Here is a 22,488-nt window from a genome sequence, read left to right as displayed (position 1 = left end):
AACTTATGCTGAAAACTATCTTCGCAGCTGCAGCGCTGAGCATCAGTGTGGCCGCATTTGCCAACGTGGCAGTGATCGTTCATCCATCCAATGGCGCTGCTGTCAGCCAGGATGACCTGAATAAAATTTACACCGGCCGCAGTAAAAGCTTTGCCGATGGTAAAGCCGCTGAAGCCGTGAATCTGGCCGACTCAGTCGCTGTCAGAGCTGATTTTGACCAAAAAGCCCTGGGCCGCTCATCCAGCCAGATGAAAGCCTATTGGTCTAAACTGGTATTCACCGGCAAAGGCACACCACCCAAAGAACTGGCTTCTGAACAGGAAGTTCTGGATTACGTGGCCAAGACACCGGGAGCCATTGGTTATGTCAGTGCCGGTGCCGTCAATGCCAATGTCAAAGTTGCCCTGACGCTGAACTAAAGCCCATAGCGGGTGCCCTGTACCCGCTTTTTGCAGTGTGGACACTCATTATGCTGAAACACCTGAGTTTGCTGAAAAAGATCTGGCTGATTATTGCCATAGCTATCCTGGCCTTTTTAATAGTTCTGAGTTCGTCGATTTATTTTACCGCCCGCAATGGGGGTAACATTAACCTGCTGAAAGACACCATGTACGACAGTGCCAAACTGGCCTCTCAGACCGTTGTCGAGTTTAACGCGGTCGAGGAGTTCTTTACTCAGGCGGTGTCCTTATCCGATCCGGATATTTTGGCCACAGCACAAAATACCCGGGAACGGGTACTGGCCAACCTGTCGAAATTAAAGCAGCTGGACACCGGCAATATCAGTCAGCTCAGCACCTTAGAGCAGATGTTTTCAGAGTATGCGGCAGCCGCCAACGCCATAGCCCAGTCGATGATCGACGGCACCCTGGATTTAGCCGAAGCGCCGAAGAAAGTGCAGGAAAAAACCCAGCTCTATGAAAAAGCCAAAGCAGCATTTGAAGCTTATGGTACCCAGACTGACCATAACTTTCAGGGCGTTTTAGTCGATATGGATGAAACCTCCACCCGCTCAGTCACCATTGTGATTGTAGCAGGTAGCCTGTTGTTGCTGGCGATGGCAGCCGTAGGTCATGTGATAGGCCGGGCAATCAGCACATCAGCAAACAATCTGGCCAGTTCGCTGGAAGTGTTGGCATCAGGCAAAGGTTCATTGTCCAGCCGTCTGCCTATTGACTCTCAGGATGAATTCGGCGCAGTGGCGCACAATTTCAATAACTTTATAGCCTTGTTACAAAACTCATTTTTATCGATCGCCAACCTGGTGGATCCGCTGAGCCGCAATGCCGATCAACTGGCCGAAGGCATGCGCGAGTTGGACCGGATGGCTGGCCAGCAGAAAAACGATGCGGTCACTGTGTCCCAGTCGATGGAAGAAATGCAAAGCAGTGTTGGTGATATCAGCCAGTCTGCGGTCGCAGCGTCTGGCAGTGCCAACGATGCCAGCCAGTTGGCGAAGTCCGGTCTGCAAAAAACCACCACCTCTGTGCAGGCATCCAAAGCACTGGCCAGCGAAATAGCACAGACCAGCCAGGTTATTACAGAGCTGGCGCAACAAACCCAGGAAGTGGGCGGTATTTTAAAAAGCATCAATGACATTGCCGATCAGACCAACCTGCTGGCCTTAAACGCCGCTATTGAGGCAGCACGGGCCGGCGAACAAGGCCGGGGTTTTGCTGTGGTCGCAGACGAAGTGCGGTTGTTGTCATCCCGCACTGCGGCCTCAGTGACCACCATTCGCGAACTGCTGGCCAAGCTGACTCAAAATGTCGACAGCGCGGTCAAACTGATGGATAAGGCGGTCAACAGGGCCCATGACAGTGCGGAGCTGACTTCTGCAGCCGGTGGATCCATTGAACAAATTCACCAGGAAATCGACAAGATCAACCTGCTGAATGCGCAAATCGCCACCGCGACTGAAGAGCAAACTATGGTCGCCAGCCAGGTCTTGGATAACACCCACCAGATGGCCGCCTCGTTCAGCCGGACCATTGAAGTGCAACAAACCGTCGCCCATATTTCGGACCAACTGCGTCAGTTAGCTGGTGACCTGCACCAGGTGGCGTCGAAGTTTAAAGAGTAACCTCATCTCTGTTTTTGAAGCCGGCATCTGCCGGCTTTGTTTTTTCCTGCCAGCCATTCCCCTTGCAAATTGCCGGTAGTATGCCTAAAATTCACCCAACCCAATTTGTATTACAATAACACATTTATAGTTAAGGATAAAAAATGCAACAGACTCTGCCGCCGGGCCATAGTGATGCCTGGCGTTCTTTGCCCACCCCAGAAGGCGAATTAACTTTACCTCCGGCCGATGAACCGGACGAAGCTGAAGCCATAGTGGAATTGGGTTATAACTAAAACTGCTGATCAGTTGAGTTCGATTCCGGCTTTGTTGTGCGCTTAAGTCAGTCAGGTTCCCGCAGATAAAATTGCTGGCATAACCTGTCAGCTTCGGCTGGCGCCTGACGCAGTACTGTGTCCCCTGCCAGTGCGCAACTTGGTAAATCCAGTACCTGCTGGCTGTGCACTGACTGCAATACCACAGCCCCATTGGATTGATGCTGCATGGTCCAGACCGCCGCTTTAGCTTCGCAACTGCCCAACACCAGCTCCGCACCTGCCGACAATGAATTTGCATGGACCTGGGCACAAAGCTCTGGCGCTTGAGCAGGCTTGAGCAGCATGCCCTGCTCTGTATTCTGCCATAGCCACAACTGACAGGCCGACCCATCCCAGCTGCGCTGCGTCAGAGTTACCCCTGCTTTCAGTTCACAGCCGGAGCTGGAAAGCACTTTGCCGCTTTGACGGCTGCTGAGCACTGTGACGCCTTGTGGCAACAACCGCAGCTCAGCGCATTGGCCGCCCTGGCATGGCAGGCTCAACTTTTGCTGCGTCGCACTGTTTTCCAGTTGCCAGCCAGTTGTTCCTGCAGGCAGCAGTTGCCACTGCTGTGCCGCACTGTTCAGCCAGGGTCCTGTCGTTAAATCGGCATTGAGTACCAGACCTTCCTCGCTGACCAGTCGGTAGCGGCCTGCTGTGGTTGGGTCCAGCACCCAATGGCTCTGGTCACAACCGCCGGCACCGCTATACGTCAGGCACTCTGTGTCATTCAGACGCAGGGCCCAACGGATTCCTTCCGGCCGCACCACTAAAGGCCCGTTCTCCCCACTGGGAGCGGTCACGGCCCTGCCTTCCGGCACTGGTTTGCCAAACTGCGGCAGACCACTGTCGTCAAAACTGAAAGGCTGAGCCCGCACCGAGCGGCTGGCCCCGCAGCCGTCCGTCTCCTTATTATTGCCGTGATACACCAGCCAGCGTTCAGTCCCATCCGGTGATGTAAAGAACCCATTATGGCCAGGTCCATAGACACCGTCCGTACGTTCAAAAAACGGCTGGTCATATTTTCTCCAGGCGGCCGGGCTCATTGGATTGTCGCCAGTTAATTCCAGCACACCCAGCTTGTAATCCGGGGTGTCGCAGAAGCTGGCGGAATACACTACAAAGGTGCGGCCCTGGTGTTTCAGCACTTCCGGCCCCTCGTTCACTTTGCGTCCGGATTGCTCCCAGGGCAGCTCCGGGCGCGACAACACCATGCGATCACCGGTTAAGGTCCAGGGGTTGGACATTTCACTGATCCAATTGAGCTGCTCATCCCCCACCCACTCCGACCAGAGCAGGTACAACTTGCCATTGTGCGCCAGGTAGTTGCCATCGATATTCCAGCTGTCCGGCATCGGCGATCCTTTGTAGCTGTATGGCCCCATAGGATCATCGCCGGCACTTTCCAGCACCGACAAATGCTGACCATCCAGGTTTTCCTGTTTGCCTGAGGTGTACATCAGGTACCAGCGCGGGCCACTGGGTCCCTGCAGGCGGTGAAATTCAAAAGCCCAGAAATTGCAGCAACTTTTCGGGTTGGTTTCAGACCAGACATTGACCGGCGTCGCGGTTGCCAGACCCGCCAAAGTCGGTGATTTACGCATCACCAGTTGCGAGGTCCAGGTGGTCGTCGTCAGGTAGTAGTTGCCATTCCAGTATTCCAGCCAGGGGTCGGCACCATTGACAAACAGCGGGTTGGTAAACTGCTGGCTGCTTGCTTCAGGAACACTGGCCGCAGGTTCTGGTGCAGCGGCGGCTGTTTCAGTGGCTTGTTGCGCTGGTGTGCAGGCCTGGAGCGAGAGGGCAAGGCCAATGGCCCAACCCAGGCTGGTCAATTTCATATCCAACTATCCCCTGTGTCATTGGCCCTGTTACAGGGCTATTCCGGCGTTTAAAAAGCCTGCGATTTTATTTGTAATACAATACCACCATAAAATAAATCAGCAACCCATAAAACACAAGAGGGCCGCCGAAGCCGCCCTTTTTTAGAAATATCAAAGACTAAAGGCGTTCAAGCAACCACTGCTGATTGCTGCCGCCAGTCTGGTTCCATTGCACAACATTGGCATCATTGGCCGTACTGGCACCGCTGACATCCAGCACCAGACCACTTAATACCGAGCGGATGCGGACATAACCAGCGCCAGCATCTTCAAGAGTCCACTTCTGACCTGTTCCACCCCAATAAGGCCACTGCGCAATATTGGCGCCGGCGGCAGTCGACATTTCCCAGACATCCAGCGCCTGACTACTGTGGCTGTTGATCAGGCTGTAGCTGCCATCGCCCAGACTGATCAACTGCCATTGTTGATGCAGGCCCCTGCTCAAAGCATTCTGCTCTATATTGGCACCATTGCTGGTGCTGGCGGCCTCCGGAATGTCATGGCAAGGCGCCGGCTCAAGGCTGAATAAGCTGGCTTTGATAGTTCAGCCAGTTCTGTGGGTTCACCACTGGCCAGCCGTCCTGCCAGTCGAGCGCCGTAATTTTCAGTTTTTGCAACCCATTGTCGGCCTGCTCGTACGCGTGGAAAACCAGGTAGTCTTTACCATCCATCCCATACACCGAGTTATGGCCCAAGCCAGGCCAGTCCGGGGTGCCTTTGAGCAGCACTGTGCCACCGCCTTCAGTCATCGGCTTGCCGTCTTTATCCAGATAGGGGCCCTGCAGGCTTTTTGAGCGGCCGACCACCATGTGGTAAGTACTGTCTTTGCCGCGGCAGCATTTACCATAAGACACAAAGAGGTAGTAGTACCCTTCCTTCTGATAGATAAAAGGCGCTTCCAGCTCTGCCGGGCCAGGTTCAGTGTCGGCCAACTGCCAGGGGCGATTTGCTTTTGCCAGTGTCACCCACTGTTCAGGTTGTGCCACTTTGGTCAGGCTTTGATCCAGCTTGACCAACTTTAACCCCGCCCAGAAGGAACCAAAACTCATCCAGGGCTCGCCAGCTTCATCCAGAATCACCGCCGGGTCTATCGCGTTCCATAAATCCCGCTCAGGCACGGATTGCAGCACTATGCCCTGATCGGTCCAGCCGTACTCCGCATCGGCCGGGTTCAGCGATTGGCTGACCGTGACGCCGATGGCCGAGGTGTTTTTGCCAAAGGCCGATACGGAATAAAACAGGTAATACTTCCCCCGAAAGTGGAAGATATCAGGTGCCCATAAGTGGCCGTTAAACCCCGGCGCCACCTGCGTTGCCCAGTCAGGCTCTGTGGCAAACACCCGGCCGGCCAGAGTCCAGTGCTGCAGATCGGCAGATTGGTAAAACGTAATACCAGGCCCTGTACTGTATAAAAAATACTGGCCATTTTGTTTGGCCAGTACGGGGTCGTGAATGCTGACCTGCTGAGGCGTCGCTTCACTGCAGCCCAGACTCAGGCTGGCCGCCAAGGCCAGTCCCATCGAAAACCCTCTCATGTCATCCCCTGTCGTTGCTGTTTTTTAATTTGTCATACAAATAACACAAGATTTTCGCCTCGCCAATCTAAAGTCGGCGGACAAGGCCTCATCAATTCAGATAACACAGGCGGCTTGCCAGGAAAAGCCTTTCAGAAGTATTAGCTAAACCATTGATATAAAACTATAAAACAAAGTAGTTTTGGCGTGAGTCAAACAGGCTTGTCAAACCAACTTTATTAGTAATACTATAAGACTTAATATAACACCGCACTCAACAGCACGGCGTCAGACCGGTGCAGCGGGCTCAACAGGGGACAGACATGGCCGGTTATAAATTGTCGGTTATGGAGAAAATAGGCTTCGGTGCCGGCGATATGGCCGTCAACGTGGTGATTTCCTCCATGATGCTGATTATTACTTTTTTCTACACTGATATTTTTGGTTTAAAGCCGGAAGATATCGCCATTTTGTTTTTAGTGGTGCGCATGATTGACGCGGTCACTGACCCACTGATGGGCATGTTGACTGACAAATTCACCAGCCGTTGGGGCCGCTACCGCCATTACTTTTTGTTTATGGCCATCCCTTTTGGTATATCGGTGTTTTTAACCTTCTCCACACCGGATCTGGACTACAACGGCAAACTGGTCTGGGCCTATGCCACCTATATCTTTGTCACCCTGATGTTTACGGCAGTCACCATTCCTTATATTTCGCTGATTGGCGTGTTAACCGACTGCCCGAAAGAGCGGCTATCGGCCAACGGCTACCGCTTATTTTTCGCCAAAATTGCCGCCTTTCTGGTCACCATCATAGTGCCGGTGCTGGCGCAGTACTGGGATGCTGAGAATCTGGCTGCCGGCTATCAGGCGGCGATGGGCCTGATGGCCGCTATGGCCAGCCTGCTGTTTCTGTTTTGTTTTTTCACCACCACTGAGCGGCTGCAACATCAGGTGGATAAAAAACCATTCTGGAAACAATGCTGCCTGCTACTGAAAAACGATCAGTGGCTGGTACTGTGCGCAGTTTGCGTGACCGGCACCATTGGTTATGTGATCCGGGGCTCAGTTGCCGCCTATTACGCCAAGTATTATCTGGGTGGCGACGCCGCTCTCATGTCTGCCTTTTTATCGACCGGTGTAGTGGCCGCTATTCTTGCCATGGTGGCGTCCACCTGGATCACTAAAAGTTACTGCAAGGTCAGACTGTTCCGCGAAAGCCAGATCCTGGTCGCACTGCTAAGCGGTCTGCTGTTTGTGCTGGTCAGCCCGGGCGACGTCTGGCTGGCCTTTGTGCTGTATTTCCTGCTGTCCTTTGTGGTGGATTTGCATGCACCAGTGTTCTGGTCGGCCATTGCCGAAGCGGTGGATTACGGCGAACACAAATCCGGCCAGCGTGTTTCAGGCCTGGCCTTTGGTGGCATCTCCTTTTGTCAAAAGGCCGGTATGGGGATTGCCGGTTTTATGGTGGGCTCCTTGCTGACGTACTTTGGCTACCAGCCGGATCAGCCTCAGACCGAATTCAGTTTATTGGGTATCGCTCTGATGCTGTCGGTGATCCCAGGCCTGTTTCATTTGCTGATGGGCCTCTTGATGTACAGATACAAAATTACCGACCGCTTTTATCTGCAAATGCAACAAGGGGCGCCTGTCAGCCCAAAGCCTGATGCGGCGGCTGCGCAGATAAACACTGTCAGTGCCAATTAACAGAATGGAGCAATAACGGAGTTTTTATGCAGTTACTTCAGCCATTGATCGAACAACGGGCCGATCCCTGTATTTACCGGCATAGCGACGGCTGGTATTACTTTACTGCCTCAGTCCCAGCCTATGACCGGGTGGAACTTCGCCGTGCCCGCACTATCGCCGGACTTCCTCAGGCCAAGCCGGTGACCGCCTGGCTGAAACCAGACACAGGCCCTTATTCAGAGCTGATTTGGGCACCGGAAATCCATTTTCGCCAGGGTGCCTGGTACATCTATTTTGCCGCCGCCCCCAGCCGCGAAATTAAACACCAACTGTTTCAGCATCGCATGTATGTGATCCGCTGTCAGGATGCTAACCCTATTGAAGGCCGCTGGGAGTTTTTAGGCCAGATTGATACCGGCATCGACACCTTTTGTCTGGACGCGACCACCTTTGAACACAAAGGCCAGCTGTATTACCTCTGGGCCCAAAAAGACATGGCCATTGAAGGCAACAGTAACCTGTATATCGCCACCATGGATACACCGGACCGCCTCAGCAGCGCGCCCGTGCTGCTGAGTAAGCCTGAATACGACTGGGAAACCATTGGCTTTTGGGTGAACGAAGGCCCCAGTGTGCTGCAGCGCAACGGCAAACTTTTTATCAGCTATTCGGCCAGTGCAACAGACGCCAACTACGCGATGGGTCTGCTGTGGGCCAATGAAAATGCCGACCCAATGAACCCGGCCAGCTGGCATAAATCGCCAACACCAGTGCTACGAAGCTGCTTTGAACACAAAGTTTATGGCCCTGGCCATAACAGCTTTACGGTGGCCGAAGACGGTGTCACCGACTTGCTGGTCTACCACGCCCGTACCTACACCGAAATTGTCGGCGATCCGCTGTGGGATCCAAACCGCCATACCTATGTCAAAGCGCTGCGCTGGGATGAACAGGGCATGCCGGTGTTTGGCCGACCGTCAGTGCAGGAGTAAAAGATGAAGCGGGTTCTGTTCAGTGTCCTGTTGTTGGTGCTGATCCCAGTTCAGGCACTGGAGCTGGCCCCGCTCCATCAGGTCCGCCTCCTGGGAGGCCCGCTGTTGGCCGCACAACAAACCAATCTGCAGTATCTGCTGGCGTTGGAGCCGGAGCGCCTGCTGGCCCCTCTGAAACGCGAAGCTGGATTAGCACTGGCCGCCCCCTCCTACGGCAATTGGGAAAATACCGGGCTGGATGGCCATATGCTGGGCCATTATTTATCGGCGCTGGCACTGATGTCAGCGTCTATGGACGACCCGTTGGTTAAACAACGGCTGAGTGTTGTACTCACTGAGCTGTTAAAAATCCAACAAGCCAACGGCAATGGCTACCTCGGCGGTGTGCCTGGCAGCCAGGCGCTGTGGCAACAAATTCAGCAGGGGCAGATTGACGCCGACTTCTTCAGCCTGAATAAAAGCTGGGTGCCCTTTTACAATATTCATAAAACCTTTGCCGGGCTGCGTGACGTGCTGGTTCAAACCGGTGATGCGCGTGCCAAAACCCTGCTCAGTGGCTTTGGTCAGTGGCTGAAGCAATTGACCGCGGAGCTGTCGGATGCGCAGCTGCAACAGCTGCTGCTGACTGAACATGGCGGCATGAACGAAGTGTTGGCCGATATGTCAGTATTGCTGCAGGACCCGGCTTATCTGACGCTGGCCGGGCGCTTTACCGAACAGCGTATTGTCCGGCCCTTAGTGCAGCATCAGGACCGGCTGACCGGTCTGCATGCCAATACCCAAATTCCGAAAATTGTCGGCCTTGCCCGCATGGCCCAACTGACAGGTCGCCCCGACTACCTGAATGCCGCCCGCTACTTTTTTGATTTAGTGGTCAAAGAGCGCACCGTCGTGATAGGCGGTAACAGCGTGCGAGAACACTTTCACGATAAAAACAATTTCGACCCCATGCTGAATGAGGTAGAAGGGCCTGAGACCTGCAACAGCTACAACATGATGAAGCTGGCGCTGCTGCTGTACCAGCAGACCTTTGAGCTGCGCTACCTGGATTATTACGAACGCACCCTGCTGAACCATATTCTGGCCAGCCAGCACCCACACCATGGTGGCCTGGTGTACTTTACGCCGATGCGGCCGCAGCATTACCGGGTGTATTCCAAAGTGGACCAAAGCATGTGGTGCTGCGTTGGCTCCGGTATTGAAAGCCACAGTAAACACGGCGAAGCCATTTACAGTCTGGACCCGGACTATGTGGCGGTGAATCTGCTGGCCCCCTCCAGCCTGCTCAGCCCGCAACTTCAGCTGACCCAGTTCAGTGACTTTCCAGACAACAGCCAGAGCCGCATTCGTATTGATGCCGACAGCAGGGTCGCCTTAAAAATCCGCCACCCTGGCTGGGTGGCTGCCGGTCAGCTCAAGGTCCGTCGTAATGGCCAGGTGCTGGCGGTGCAAAGCCAGCCCCGTCAGTACCTGACCTTGTCCGGCCCCTGGAAAAAAGGCGACCGTATCGAGATAGACTGGCCCATGCAGCTCAGCCTGGAAATGATGCCAACGCAGCCGGAGTATTATGCAGTGCTGTTTGGCCCTCTGGCGCTGGCGAAAAAAAGCCAGCCTTTTGCCGGCGAACAGCTGCAGCTGATTGGCGATGACAGCCGGATGGGCCATATTGCCAGCGGTCAGAGCTGCCCTTTATCCGCAGCTCCACTGCATATAGGTGACCCACAAGGCTTTTTACGGAGCATTCGTCCTGTCACAAGCCAGCCACTGCAATTTCAAACCGGGGCGCTGACTGGCGGCCCGGCCACCTTGCTGCCATTTTTCCGCCTGCACGACAGCCGTTATCAGCTGTATTTTCAGCAGTTAAGTGCGGAGCAGGCGCAAGCGCAGCAGCAGGCGCAGCGCCAAGCGGATGCCGCTGCCGAGCGGCTTGCTGCAGCAACCCTGGATAAAGTCTTCCCCGGCGAGCAGCAGCCTGAATCGGATCATTTTTATCAGGGCGAACAAAGCGAAGCCGGAGTCAACAGCAACAGGCATTGGCGCCATAGCCGCGGCTGGTTTAGTTACCAACTGGCAACGCAGGGGGAAACATCGGCCCTGCTGCAACTGGATTATTATGGTCTGGACCAGAACCGCCAGTTTGAGCTTTGGATTGACGAGCAGAAGCTGGCCGATGTGAACCTGACCGGCACAGGCAAAGCCGACTGGTATAACGTGGAATACCCGATCCCCGCCGAGTGGTTACAGGGAAAAACCAGCTTCCGGCTAAAGTTTGTCGCCAAACCCGGCAGTATTGCCGGCGGTATTTATGGTGTGCGCCTGCTCAGACATGAATAGCGGCTTACAGCACTGCATAACGACTGACCAGCCGCTTCAATGGCCCGGCCCGCTCGGCCAGCGTCAGGCCCAGCTGCCGTGCCAGTTTCAGCGGCGGCAGCTCATTGCTGAACAACTGATAAAAGCCGTCCATCGCGCTCATCATCAGGCCATTGGCGCGACGTCGTTCGCGCTCATAACGCGCCAGCAGAGCTTCACTGGCCAGCTGACCAGTGTCGGCACCGAGCAGTAACTCACACAGCAGACTGGCATCCGCAAACCCCAGATTCACGCCCTGCCCCGCCAGCGGATTAATGCTGTGGGCGGCATCGCCGACCAGCACCAACCGGCCTTTGGCATAAGTGTTGGCATGGCTGCGAGCCAGGCCAAACCAGGCACAACGTGTGACCTGCACAGCGCCGAGTTTCGCCGGAAAAGCCGTCTGCACCTGCACTGTCAGCTCGGCTAAACTCAGAGCCGCCAGTTGCTGTACTTTCTGATGGGCGTCATACCAGACCAAGGAGGCTTTATGGCCGGGCAAAGGCAACATAGCCCGTGGCCCTGTTGGGTGGAACTGCTGCCAGGTGATGTCCTGCTGCGGCAATTCGGTATCCACCTCCAACACCAGGCAAGCCTGCTGATACATCCAGCCTGTACTGCCAATACCTGAGAGCTGACGCAGCTGCGACTGGCCACCATCCGCGGCAATCACCAGCTCTGCGCTTAAGTTGCCAAATTCTGTCGTGCTTAACTGTGCATCATCCGGGTGCTGAGTAAAGCCTGTCACAGTGGCCGGGCTAAACAGCGTCAACTCCTGTGGAAACTGTTGCCACAAGGCTTGCTGGATCAGGGTGTTTTCAATGATATGGCCCAAATGGCTCAGCCTGAGTTCGTCCGCGGTAAAGGTCAGGCCCGGCCTTTCCCCTTCAAAGGCCTGCAAGCGGCGGTAGGGGCACAACCGCCATTGCTGCAACAAGGACCAGGCGCCCAGTGTTGTCAGCCAGGCTTCACTGCGTTGGTTGATGGCAGAAACCCGCAAATCCAGCGGCTGCGCCGCATCGTACACTTTAGGCGTCTGACGCTCTACCAAAGCGACCTTGAGACCACCTTGCGCCAGTTTCAGCGCTACAGAAGCGCCAACCATGCCGCCACCGACGACAATCACATCAAATTTTTGCATGCTGCTGCCTTGTTATCCGCTGCTTTGCGACCCGCTATTGACCCCATTCTACCGGAAAAAACGTCGCTGTCTTTTGCGCTGGCGCAGGAGTTTTTTTCAAATCCCTGAAAGAAAAACCCGTTGACGCCGGTTTTATCAGACACCAAAACATGGAGAATCCCAATGAAACGCCTTTATACCACTTTATTTGCCTTACTTAGCCTGACTGGCGCAGCCCAGGCCGGCGAGATAGCCTCCAGCCAGATGGAAGTGCGGCCTGTGCCAGCCGGCTTGCCAGCGCCGGATGTGGCGCTACAGAATGAAACCGGCGCGCCTGTGCAGTTAAAAAGCCTGCTCGGCAAACCCACAGTCTTGGTGTTTTACCGCGGCGGCTGGTGCCCTTATTGCAACACCCAACTGGCTGGCTTGCGCGACATTGAACCTAAACTGACTGCGCTTGGCTATCAAATCCTGGCCATCACGCCAGACAGCCCTGCTGCTATTGCCAAAAGCCGCCAGGACACCAAAGGCGGCGCTTTACCTTATACTCTGCTGTCCGACAGCCAGTTTGTCGCCGCCCAAGCTTTTGGTATTGCTTATTACCTGGACGCCAAAACCAGCGATGCTTATCTGAACCAGTACAAACTAAACCTGAATAAAGAAGCCAGCACAGGCAAAGTCGTACTGCCAGTGCCCGCTGTGTATCTGGTCGGGGCTGACGGATTGCTGCAATACAGTTTTACGCATATCAATTACAAGGTGCGGTTACAGCCTGAGCTGTTGCTGCACGCCGCCCGGCTGGCGCTGGACGAAACCGAATAAAACCCGCATTTTTGCCCGTGAATGCTGCATAAAAACCCTGCTTTTATGCAGCATTTTTCCTGCCCCTGAAAGTCGTTGACGCACGCTGAAAAATACGGCATTTTGCGCGGCCATTTCCCCCTGAATTGCGGCTTTTGGTTTTGCCCTTCACGGCAAAACTGACTAGAGTAGGCAGGGTTTTTCATTACAACTTCAGTGTTTATACCCAAGTGACCTGGAGTTGCAGGGAGACGACACGCCTGAAAGGCCCCCGAAGCATAGTGAACCTATGTGTCTGAGGCGAGATGGCGCCGTTCACAATGCTGCAGCTTCAAGTGTGACGGGTAAACAACTCTGGCTTAAGGAGACTTTGCATGCGTAAGGTAACTGTGGCCGCCACCCAAATGATCGGTGGCTGGAATGTGGAAGAAAATATCGCCCGTGGTGAGCGTCTGGTGCGTGACGCGGCCGCCCAGGGTGCACAGATCATCCTGTTGCAGGAGTTGTTTGAACGCAATTATTTCTGCCAGAAGCAGAAGTACGATTACCTGGCCTTTGCCACCACAGTGGAACAAAACCCAGCCATTGCGCATTTCACAAAAATTGCCAAAGAGCTGAAGGTGGTGCTGCCGATCAGTTTTTATGAAAAAGCCGGCAACTGCCTGTACAACAGCGTGCTGGTGATTGACGCCGACGGCAGTCATTTAGGCATTTACCGCAAAAGCCATATTCCGGATGGCCCGGGTTACTCAGAAAAATTCTACTTCACGCCAGGCGACACTGGTTTTAAAGTCTGGGACACCGCTTATGCCAAAATCGGCATTGGCATTTGCTGGGACCAATGGTTCCCGGAAACCGCCCGTTGCATGGCCCTGATGGGTGCAGAACTGCTGTTCTACCCAACCGCCATTGGCTCAGAGCCACATGATGGCAATGTAAATTCACGCGACCATTGGCAGCGCACCCAACAAGGTCATGCCGCCGCCAACCTGATCCCGCTGATCGCATCCAACCGTATTGGCGTGGAAAGCGAAGAAGATTACAGCATTACTTTCTACGGCAGCTCCTTTATTGCCGACGAATTTGGCGCCAAAGTGCAGGAAGCGGACGAAGTCAGCGAAGCCGTACTGGTGCATAGCTTTGATCTGGACCAGGTGGCAGCGCACCGCCGTAACTGGGGTGTGTACCGTGACCGCCGCATTGATATCTATGGCGCTTTGCAAACCAAAGACGGCCGTACAGTGCCAACAGAAGGAAACAACTAAGTGGCGCTTCCTCTTTCCTCCACCCCTCGTGCCGATGGCTTTTTTATGCCGGCCGAGTGGGCACCACACAAACAAACCTGGATGGTCTGGCCTGAGCGCACTGACAACTGGCGTTTAGGCGCCAAACCGGCACAGCAGGCGTTTTGCGCCGTGATTCATGCCATTGCCCGCTTCGAGCCTGTGACCGTGCTGGCGTCGGCCGCCCAGTTTGCCAATGCCGAAGCTCAGTTGTTGTCGACGCCTTCTGTGCACCCTATCCGGGTGCTGGAAGTCAGTACGGATGACGCCTGGTGCCGCGACACAGGCCCGACTTTTGTCACCAACGGCACTGAAGTGCGTGGGGTCGACTGGACCTTTAACGCCTGGGGTGGCCTGAAGGGTGGTTTGTATTTCCCCTGGCAACGTGACGACCAGGTGGCGCATAAAATCCTCAATGTGGAAGGTTTAAAGCGCTACCGCACTGAAGGTTTTGTGCTGGAAGGCGGCGCTATTCACACCGATGGTGAAGGCACCCTGCTGACCACTGAAGAATGTTTGCTGAACCCGAACCGCAATCCGGATTTAAGCCGTGAGCAAATTGAACAGATGCTATCGGATTATTTAGGCATCGACAAAGTGATTTGGCTGAAAGACGGTATTTTCAATGACGAGACCGATGGCCACGTTGACAATATGTGCTGTTTTGTCGGCCCGGCGGAAGTGTTGCTGGCCTGGACGGACGATCAAAACGACCCGCAGTATGAACGTTCCCACGCTGCGTTGGAGGTGCTGGAAAACAGCACGGACGCCAAAGGCCGTAAATTCACCGTGCATAAACTGCCGGTACCGGGCCCCTTAGTGGCCAAAGCCGAAGAATACGCCTCTGTGGATTTAACAGGGGTGGCGACGGCCCGTGAAGCGCAGGCTCGCTTAGCCGGTTCCTACATCAATTTCTACTTATGCAACGGCGGTCTGGTGTTGCCGGTGTTTGACGACCCGAATGACCAGGTTGCAGTTGAAATTCTGTCGAAGGTGTTCCCCAAACACCAGGTGGTCACTGTACCAGGCCGGGAAATTCTGCTCGGTGGTGGCAACGTGCATTGCATTACCCAGCAGCAGCCGCGTTAAAGGCCTGCTTGCCCCTGCAAAAGCCAGCTGCTTATGCTGGCTTTTTTATTTCAACAGACAAACACAATTGATAAACAAAATTAACAAATAAATTTCAACCACTCTGTGCTCGTGGTAGGATTTTACGGTTCTGTACACCCAAAGCGCATTGGGAATACGGAACAAATGGATTTCATCTTAGGAACACAGAGAGCAATACGAATGTTTAAGTTAAAACACTCTGCACTGGCCGCCGCTGTGCTGGTCGCATTAACCGCCTGTGGCGGTAGTGATGGCGATAATAATATCGCCCCTCAAGCCCTGAACGTGGATTTGTCTGGTATTCAGGCCCGTGACTGGGTCCCGGTAACAGGCAGCTTTTCTGCAGCAGATTCCAATAAAGGTGACACACTTTCCATCAGTGCGATCACCGAAAATGGCGCCGCCGTCAGCGCCTCGTCAGGTGTCTATACCCTGAGCAAAGGCAAGTTAACTGTCAGCGGTCTGAATTTTACTTTTACCCCTACCGCTGCTGGCCAGCAGGTGTTTGGTTATACCGTCACTGACGGTGACAAAACCGCCTCAGCCACAGTGACCATCGCTTCCGCAGGCACAGACCCATTGGCGGCCCAACAATGGCATTTGCATAACACAGGCCAGGCCGCCTATTCACAAAGCGATTCATTGTATGAAACTTATTTCACCTTGCTGACCGACTTATTTGGTCTGAGCACAGAGCAGGCCAGTGCTATTGTGGAATCCCGTAAAGACCCGGAAATCCGGGTGGCGGGTGAAGATATGAACGTTCGCAAAGCATACGAGGCCGGTACCACAGGCCAGGGTGTAGTGGCTGTGGTGGTCGATTCAGGCCTGGAAATTGCCCACGAAGATCTGGTGAACAATGTACTGCCCAACCGTTCACTGAACTTTGTGCCTGGCGTGCTGAACCCGATGGACCCAACCAACCTGACCACGACTGGCGATCATGGCACCAGTGTGGCAGGCCTGATTGCCGCAGAAGGCTGGAATGGTCTGGGTGGCCGTGGTGTAGCACCAGATGCCAAACTGATTGGTATGAACTACCTCGAAGAGCAAAGCACGCTGGCCTATTTGTTAAGCCATGGCATTCCGGGCAGCGGTATTGCCGCCGATGAACAGGTTGCAGTGTTTAACCGCAGTTACGGCGCCACTATCCCTGCTGCTATCGCTTTTTCAGAATTTGATGAAGCGGTACAACAGTTCAGTGTCACTGAGCTGCGCTCTGGCTTAGGTGCGGTCAATACCAAATCCAGTGGCAACAGTTTTCAGGATGGCAGCACCGAATATGACAATGATCTCTGCGATGCCAACGGTGCCAACGATTTAGGCTTAACCTGTTACAACGCCAACATGGAACCTGCTCAGGCTACCTCCTATTACTTCAGCGTAGCCGCAGTGAACAGTGACGGCCGCCATACCAGCTACTCCACAGCCGGAGCTAACCTGCTGGTGTCTGCACCGTCAGGCGAATACGGTGATTTTGCGCCTGCCATGGTGACCACGGATCAGATGTCCTGCCTGCGTGGTTACAGCAGTTTTGATTACGCCGACATCTATGACAATGCCTATTTCCCAGGTTTCTTTGCGGGTTTTTACCCCTTTAACAACCCTGGTCACCCCGAGAATGCCAGCTGTAACTACACTTCTACCTTTAACGGTACCTCATCTGCTGCACCAAATGCAGCCGGTGTAGTCGCGCTGATTGCCTCAGCCAACCCGACGTTAAGTTACCGTGATATCCGCCATATCCTGGTGAGCACCAGCAGCAAAGTCGACCCGGACAACGCCCCTGTGGTGCTGGAAACCGCCGACGGCAATTTCACTGCCCATCAGGGCTGGGTGAAAAACGCGGCAGGTTACTCTTTTAATAACCTGTACGGTTATGGTCGTGTCAACGCAGGCGCCGCGGTGGCGATGGCGAAGAGTTATAACGTCAACCTGGGTGAAGAAGTGGTTTCCGACTGGAAAGGTGTTGGGGTTTATGCCGCTACAGCACCAACCTCTTTAGGCCTGGCCGTCCCGGATAACAGTGCAACCGGTGTAAGCCAGACCATTGAAGTCACTGAAAATGTTGTGCTGGAAGCTGTGCAGTTCAAATTTTCTGTTTCTAACCCGGAAATGGCCAGAGGCTTCACTGAAACAGTTCAAAGCACCGCAGGTATTGACCTGGCCATTGAAGTGACCTCTCCAGCTGGAACCAAAAGTGTATTGCTGTCGTCAAAACAGGCATTGATCCTGCCAGCGCTGACGGACGATTACTACTTCCAGCCAAGCTATATCCTGAATGACACAGTGTTTTTATCCAATGCATTTTACGGTGAAAACGCAAAAGGGACCTGGACCATTAAAGTTCTGGATGCCAACGGCAGCGATTATGCAGCAACGGGTGGGTTCCTCGACGTTGAAAGTTATGTGAACAACAGCACACTTTCAGAAGTTCGTGGTGTTGCATTACGGGTCATGGGCCATTAATTAAGGAATTTAGTATGCGTTTAAAATTAACTTTAGTGGCGCTGACCTGTGCAGGCATGGCTGCGACCACCCAGGCACTGCCAACCAACCCGGTATTGCAACAGAAACCTGCAGCGCACACAGAATCACTCAAAACAGAAAAGGCTGACTTTGGTGTCTATCAAATACAAAGCAGCTTAACTGTGGCACCAGCCAACCTGGCGACAGGCAAAGTGGCGGAAGTCTCCGGTCAGGCGATAGTGCAGGCCCCTCAGGCAAGCGCAGACAAAACCTTAAAAGCCAATACTGTGGTTCGCAATTTGTTGACTGGCGATTATGGTGTGGTCACTGGCAGGTTGTCTGTACTGGTGAAAGACAAAAGCGCACTGACGGCTCTTGAACAGCAATTCGGCTTAAAGCAAGTCAAAACGGCTGGGCAGCGCATTGCCCTGTTGCAGGCACCAGTTGGTGCTGATTTGACCGCCTTATTGCAGTCAGTCCGCCAGTCAGGTCTGGTGACAGAAGCCCGGCTGGATGTACTGGAAAAACGCAATAAGCCGCAATAAGCAGAGCTGAAAGCAAAAACAAAGCCGGTCAATTGACCGGCTTTTTATTGGGTCAAGGCAAAATGGCCATCACTGCGTGTTGGCATAAAAAAACCGCCGGACCAGCCGACGGTTTTTATCAGAGCATTACTTCATTATTTACGACGACGTAACAGTGCCAGAGGTAATAACAGCAGTGTTAACCAACCTGAACTACCACCTGAGCTCTTCTTCGGCTCTGGTACATCGGTAACATTTAGAGTGACCTGAACCGGAGCTGAGCTCAGGGTGCCATCAGAAGCGACAACACTGAAAACAGCGGACGAACTGGCTGTTACAGCTGGCGCCGTCACAGTCACTGAAGCTGTAGTTGCATTGATCGCAATGGTCGGGCCTGAAACCTGAGTCCAGGTGTACGTCAGTGGATCGCCATCCACATCCGCACCTGTCACAGACAAGGTCGCGGAAGCTCCTTCGTTGGCCGTGACTGCAGCACCAGCTGTCAAGGTTGGAGCATCATTCACAGCAGCCACGTTGACTGTCACTGTTGTAGGCACTGTTTTCACACCAGCTTCATCTTCAGACTGATAAGTGAAACTGTCAGTCCCATTGAAGTTTGCAGCAGGGGTATAAACGAACTTGCCTTCAGTGACAGTCACTGTCCCCTGTGCTGGCGCACTCACCACCACAGGCGCACTTAACGCACCTTCAGGTTTAACCGTCAGTTTGTTAAAGGCACTCTGTGTCTGGCCATTGTTGGTCACTTTGACCTGAACCACTTTCTGGAATGAACTGGCGTCGTTGGCCATCACATCGATGGCTTCGCTGACGCTGTCTTCATCCACAGCAATAGTGTCGGCTTTGCCTAACGCCAGTTCGCCAGTGTTTTCCAGTTGATAGTTCATGGTCAGCTTGCCACCGCCAACGCTGACTAAGTCCAGTGCACTCGATGAGGCCGGCGCTGTACCAGTACCGTTGTAGTAACGGGTTACACCCAGAGTACCAGCTAAGTCTTCAGCACCAACAGTGACATCAGCTGGCATTGCGGCCATATCCACGTAGTTAAAGAAGATGTCTTGTGGTGCATTTAATGCCATCCAGGCCTGGAAGGTGTACTCTTTGCCCGTTGTATCCGCATACACCTGCACCTTGTTCCACTCAACCACCAGGTAACGAACAGTGCCAACAGTGTAGACGCCGTAGTACAGGTCACCACCACCGGTGCTGCCACCGGTCAGATCCAGGTCAGTCCAGAATGGCGCAATCAGGTTATTTGGCGCAGTGCCACTTGGCAATTGCTGGTTAGCGTATGAAGGTGATGGGGCTGTCGTGCCATTGGTAAAGTTAATGATACCGTTGTCTGACAGATACACGCGGTTGTAGGTCTGACCGTTAAAGGTCACAGGTAAACCAGCACCACCTAAGTTCAGACTGGTATAGAACTCGTCACATTCCCCCGTACAGGCGACGCGGCTCCCACCAGTCGCTGCAACTGTAAAGCCACTCAGGAATGAGCTGGCACTTAATTGCATCGATGGTGTGCTTAACGCACCAGACCAGGCGACGGTGCCTGCAGCTTCATTCGCATCAAACAGATATTGAGTGCCGTTATTCACGGCCACAGCGCCACTGCCTTCAACCAGTTTGGTACCGGCTGGCAGCTTAGAGACCACCGAGATTTGACCCGTAAAGGTTTTGTTATTAAAGGTCGACACCACAGCGGCCGGGGTTGACGGAGTCAATTCTCCTGACGCCACTGTAGACACAGCTGAACTGTCTGATGACATCGCCACCCGCACGGCAATTGGCATAGTAGCCGAAGGAATAGCCGAATCACTGGCTGTCCACAGCACATTACCAAAACTCCAGCTATCCAGAGCCGCAAAATTGCCATTCAGTTTCAGGCTGAATTCTGCAGAATCGCCTTCTGTACCATAGGGTTTCAGAGTGACCGAAGTGACACTGAACTCGCCAGTCATGGCCGGATCGGTCAGATCCAAAGACGGTGTCCAGGTGACTTCTTTATCCGTCATATTGCGGATAGTGCGGGTGAAGGTACATTCGCCGACACAAGGGTCCTGCGCAAAAGATGGCTTGTCAAACGTCACACCGGCTTTACTGGCGCGTTGTAAATCCAGACGACCGGCACCAATATCAAATGGCGTGGTCGGCGTTACTGCATCTTCTTTTTTCAGGCCATTCACTGCTGTTGACGTCAGGGCTGTTTTAATTTCCACCGGAGTCCACTCCGGGTACAACTGCTTCATGATGGCAGCGGCACCGGCCACATGTGGGGACGCCATAGAAGTACCGCTGTTCAGCTGGAAGGTCCGTGAGTCAGCAAAGGCATCAGGTGAGGTCGCCGACAGAATGCTGCTACCTGGAGCACCGATATCCGGCTTCAGGAAGCTGCTATTACCATTGGGTCCTCGTGACGAGAAATCACTCATAATGTCAGCAAACTGAGCGGAAACAACCCGATCAGCAGTGATACTGATAGTCACAGCCGCATCACCAGCTTCAGCCAGCTTGGCACCATCGGCTTTACTGATCATCACTGCGGGGATAGTGATCCCTGGCGTCGACATAATGGACGGTGCGCCATCCGAGTTCTGAATCACAATTAAACCGATAGCACCAGCGGCAGCGGCATTATTGGCCTTATCACTAAAAGCACAGGTCCCGCGGGAAATCACTGCAATTTTGTCTTTAAACGCATCGGCCGGGAATGCAGTACAACCTAAAGCGTTGTCTGGAGCAACGTCAGTGGCAAACACCACAGGAGCGACCACGTCAGCTGTCAGGTCTTGTACATTTTCTGCAAAGGTTGAACCAGCAATGGCCAAATAATCGGAACCACCAACGCTGACTTTGTTGGCAAAATAACGGCCATGAGTGGTACTGGCCACCGAAATGCCACTTTCAATACAAGAAGGGCAGCCAATGGTTTTGGCAGCAGGACCATCGTTACCTGCGGCTGTCACCACCACCACACCTGCTGCTTCAGCCGCATGGAATGACGACAGGTATGGGCTGGCAGCTGGATCGCCGCCAGCGCCGCCCCCCCAGGAATTATTAATCACATCAGCGCCATCTTTAACAGCCCAATCCAACGCTTCCAGTAACATCACATTAGAACCACTGCCTGTCACAGTCGTGACACCATTGGTCGTGCGGTAGACCTGGAATAAGGCCTTATAGGCCATCAGATACGCCCCAGGGGCCACACCTGACACTTCCACCTGGGTGTAACCTGGAGTTGGCTGAGTGACCACTTCGCCATCTACGTCCGTATTGCCTGAACCATTAAAATAAATAGTGGTTGGCATCCCGAGCACCGTACCTGCAACGTGGGTACCATGACCGCCCTGGCCCAGTGGGCTCATATATTCTTGTTCAATAGTGGCAAAGGTTGGTGCGCTGTAACGGGCCACGATCAGTTTGTTGTTACAGAAATCAGGCTGAATAGTGGCACAGTAGTCGTCAGTCGGGCGGTGTGCCGGAGCAGCCATGCCATCGTCACGGAACATCGGGTTTTCTGGCCGGATACCACCGTCAATCACTGCAACTTTAATGCCTTTACCCGCTTCTGCACTGCCACCCAACTGTTCCCACACCTGCCTGGCGTTGATCAGGCTCAGCGATGCGTCCATCTGCTCGTAGTACATTTCTTCGCGGAACACTTTAGTGACACCAGGTAAAGCAGACAGTTTTTCGAAAATATCATCCTGAGAGGTCACCACCACACCGTTAAATACGGTGTCATAATGGCGCTCTACCTGAGCATCCGGCAACGCCTTTTTCAGGTTTTGGGTAAAGCTGTTACGTTCAGCGGCCAGCACAGCAGAATGCTTAGTCGCAGCGGCTGAGGACATGTCCAGGCGGTTACCTTTGGCTGACGCCGACGCTGGCGCAGCAGAGACGACAGCTTCTGCCAAAGGTGCATTTTCCAACTGAACAATAAAATAGTGCGGACGTTCTTCTAAATTGATTTTGTTTTTCACTGCAGTGTCATAACTGACAATGCCTTCATACTCAGGTGAATAGATGGTTTTTTGTGGGGTGGACGCGAACGCCTGACCGGCCAATGCCGCAGAAACCGCTACTGCGAGCAAAGAATACCCTTTATGTTGCATATGAACCTTCCTAGATTTCAAGTTTTTATTATTTACATTGCCGTTAGCAATGCTGTTGCGCTCTAAACTTATATTACTTTTGAATTACAAATTACAAGTAGTTGTTAACTCATCTCGTCGCAAGATTGTATAGAGATTTAGACAACCAATTAAAAATAAACAATAAAATCATACAGATAAAATTAATTCACTTATTAAAGCAATACACTTGACTTAAACTTTTGTGAAAACAAA

Annotated in this window: 16 protein-coding genes; 11 read left to right on the top strand and 5 right to left on the bottom strand. The window is 53.4% G+C overall.

Features of this window, described 5'->3' with window-relative positions; all coding sequences use genetic code 11:
- Positions 1-5: 5 nt before the first annotated feature.
- The 3 genes from WKJ04_RS06260 to WKJ04_RS06250 all read left to right on the top strand — a co-directional run bounded on the left by WKJ04_RS06260 (position 6) and on the right by WKJ04_RS06250 (position 2,358).
- Positions 6-419, top strand: a complete 414-nt coding sequence (locus WKJ04_RS06260) for a phosphate ABC transporter substrate-binding protein (RefSeq protein WP_337842656.1) — start codon at positions 6-8, stop codon at positions 417-419.
- Between the two features lie 50 nt (positions 420-469).
- Positions 470-2,083 carry a methyl-accepting chemotaxis protein gene (locus tag WKJ04_RS06255; RefSeq protein ID WP_337879629.1) on the top strand — a complete coding sequence of 538 codons (1,614 nt, stop codon included), beginning with the start codon at positions 470-472 and terminating at the stop codon, positions 2,081-2,083.
- Between the two features lie 143 nt (positions 2,084-2,226).
- A complete protein-coding gene (locus tag WKJ04_RS06250) occupies positions 2,227-2,358 on the top strand; it encodes a hypothetical protein (RefSeq protein ID WP_337842654.1) in 132 nt (43 codons plus the stop codon).
- A 47-nt stretch (positions 2,359-2,405) separates the two neighbouring features.
- Here WKJ04_RS06250 and WKJ04_RS06245 read toward each other — a convergent pair whose 3' ends face one another.
- The 3 genes from WKJ04_RS06245 to WKJ04_RS06235 form a co-directional block, all read right to left on the bottom strand.
- Positions 2,406-4,220 carry a family 43 glycosylhydrolase gene (locus WKJ04_RS06245; RefSeq protein WP_337879628.1) on the bottom strand — a complete coding sequence of 605 codons (1,815 nt, stop codon included), beginning with the start codon at positions 4,218-4,220 and terminating at the stop codon, positions 2,406-2,408.
- Positions 4,221-4,380: 160 nt separating this feature from the next.
- Positions 4,381-4,758, bottom strand: a complete 378-nt coding sequence (locus WKJ04_RS06240; RefSeq protein WP_337879703.1) for an RICIN domain-containing protein — start codon at positions 4,756-4,758, stop codon at positions 4,381-4,383.
- A gap of 19 nt (positions 4,759-4,777) precedes the next feature.
- Entirely contained in the window at positions 4,778-5,797 is a 1,020-nt protein-coding gene (locus tag WKJ04_RS06235) for an arabinan endo-1,5-alpha-L-arabinosidase (RefSeq protein ID WP_337879627.1), read from the bottom strand.
- 302 nt (positions 5,798-6,099) lie between these two features.
- On the opposite strand from WKJ04_RS06235, the gene WKJ04_RS06230 reads away from it, so the two are divergent.
- From WKJ04_RS06230 to WKJ04_RS06220, 3 genes are read left to right on the top strand one after another with little or no spacing between them, the layout of a single operon-like run.
- A complete protein-coding gene (locus WKJ04_RS06230) occupies positions 6,100-7,485 on the top strand; it encodes an MFS transporter (RefSeq protein WP_337879626.1) in 1,386 nt (461 codons plus the stop codon).
- A 26-nt stretch (positions 7,486-7,511) separates the two neighbouring features.
- Positions 7,512-8,459 (top strand): glycoside hydrolase family 43 protein, encoded by a 948-nt coding sequence (locus WKJ04_RS06225; protein WP_337879625.1) that lies wholly within the window; start codon positions 7,512-7,514, stop codon positions 8,457-8,459.
- A 3-nt stretch (positions 8,460-8,462) separates the two neighbouring features.
- Entirely contained in the window at positions 8,463-10,793 is a 2,331-nt protein-coding gene (locus WKJ04_RS06220) for a beta-L-arabinofuranosidase domain-containing protein (RefSeq protein ID WP_337879624.1), read from the top strand.
- Between the two features lie 4 nt (positions 10,794-10,797).
- Here WKJ04_RS06220 and WKJ04_RS06215 read toward each other — a convergent pair whose 3' ends face one another.
- Positions 10,798-11,952, bottom strand: coding sequence for an FAD-dependent oxidoreductase (locus WKJ04_RS06215; protein ID WP_337879623.1), 1,155 nt, complete (start codon positions 11,950-11,952; stop codon positions 10,798-10,800).
- Positions 11,953-12,114: 162 nt separating this feature from the next.
- Between WKJ04_RS06215 and WKJ04_RS06210 the strand changes: the two genes are divergently transcribed.
- The 5 genes from WKJ04_RS06210 (at position 12,115) to WKJ04_RS06190 (ending at position 18,139) form a co-directional block, all read left to right on the top strand.
- Positions 12,115-12,753 carry a peroxiredoxin-like family protein gene (locus WKJ04_RS06210; protein ID WP_337879622.1) on the top strand — a complete coding sequence of 213 codons (639 nt, stop codon included), beginning with the start codon at positions 12,115-12,117 and terminating at the stop codon, positions 12,751-12,753.
- Positions 12,754-13,106: 353 nt separating this feature from the next.
- A complete protein-coding gene (gene aguB, locus WKJ04_RS06205; RefSeq protein ID WP_337879621.1) occupies positions 13,107-13,997 on the top strand; it encodes an N-carbamoylputrescine amidase in 891 nt (296 codons plus the stop codon).
- On the top strand, positions 13,998-15,104 hold the full coding sequence (gene aguA / locus WKJ04_RS06200) for an agmatine deiminase (RefSeq protein WP_337879620.1): 1,107 nt from the start codon (positions 13,998-14,000) through the stop codon (positions 15,102-15,104). It begins immediately after the preceding gene.
- 201 nt (positions 15,105-15,305) lie between these two features.
- On the top strand, positions 15,306-17,594 hold the full coding sequence (locus WKJ04_RS06195; protein WP_337879619.1) for a S8 family serine peptidase: 2,289 nt from the start codon (positions 15,306-15,308) through the stop codon (positions 17,592-17,594).
- A 14-nt stretch (positions 17,595-17,608) separates the two neighbouring features.
- The gene (locus WKJ04_RS06190) at positions 17,609-18,139 is read left to right on the top strand and encodes a hypothetical protein (protein ID WP_337879618.1); all 531 of its coding nucleotides are present in this window, start codon (positions 17,609-17,611) and stop codon (positions 18,137-18,139) included.
- Between the two features lie 134 nt (positions 18,140-18,273).
- On the opposite strand, the gene WKJ04_RS06185 is transcribed toward WKJ04_RS06190, so the two are convergent.
- Entirely contained in the window at positions 18,274-22,254 is a 3,981-nt protein-coding gene (locus tag WKJ04_RS06185; protein WP_337879617.1) for a S8 family serine peptidase, read from the bottom strand.
- Positions 22,255-22,488 lie beyond the last annotated feature (234 nt).

Origin of the sequence: Rheinheimera sp., assembly GCF_037442345.1 — a bacterium.
GTDB lineage: Bacteria > Pseudomonadota > Gammaproteobacteria > Enterobacterales > Alteromonadaceae > Pararheinheimera.
The sequence above is the reverse complement of the archived record's forward strand: the minus strand, read 5'-3'. Positions and strand labels throughout refer to the sequence as shown.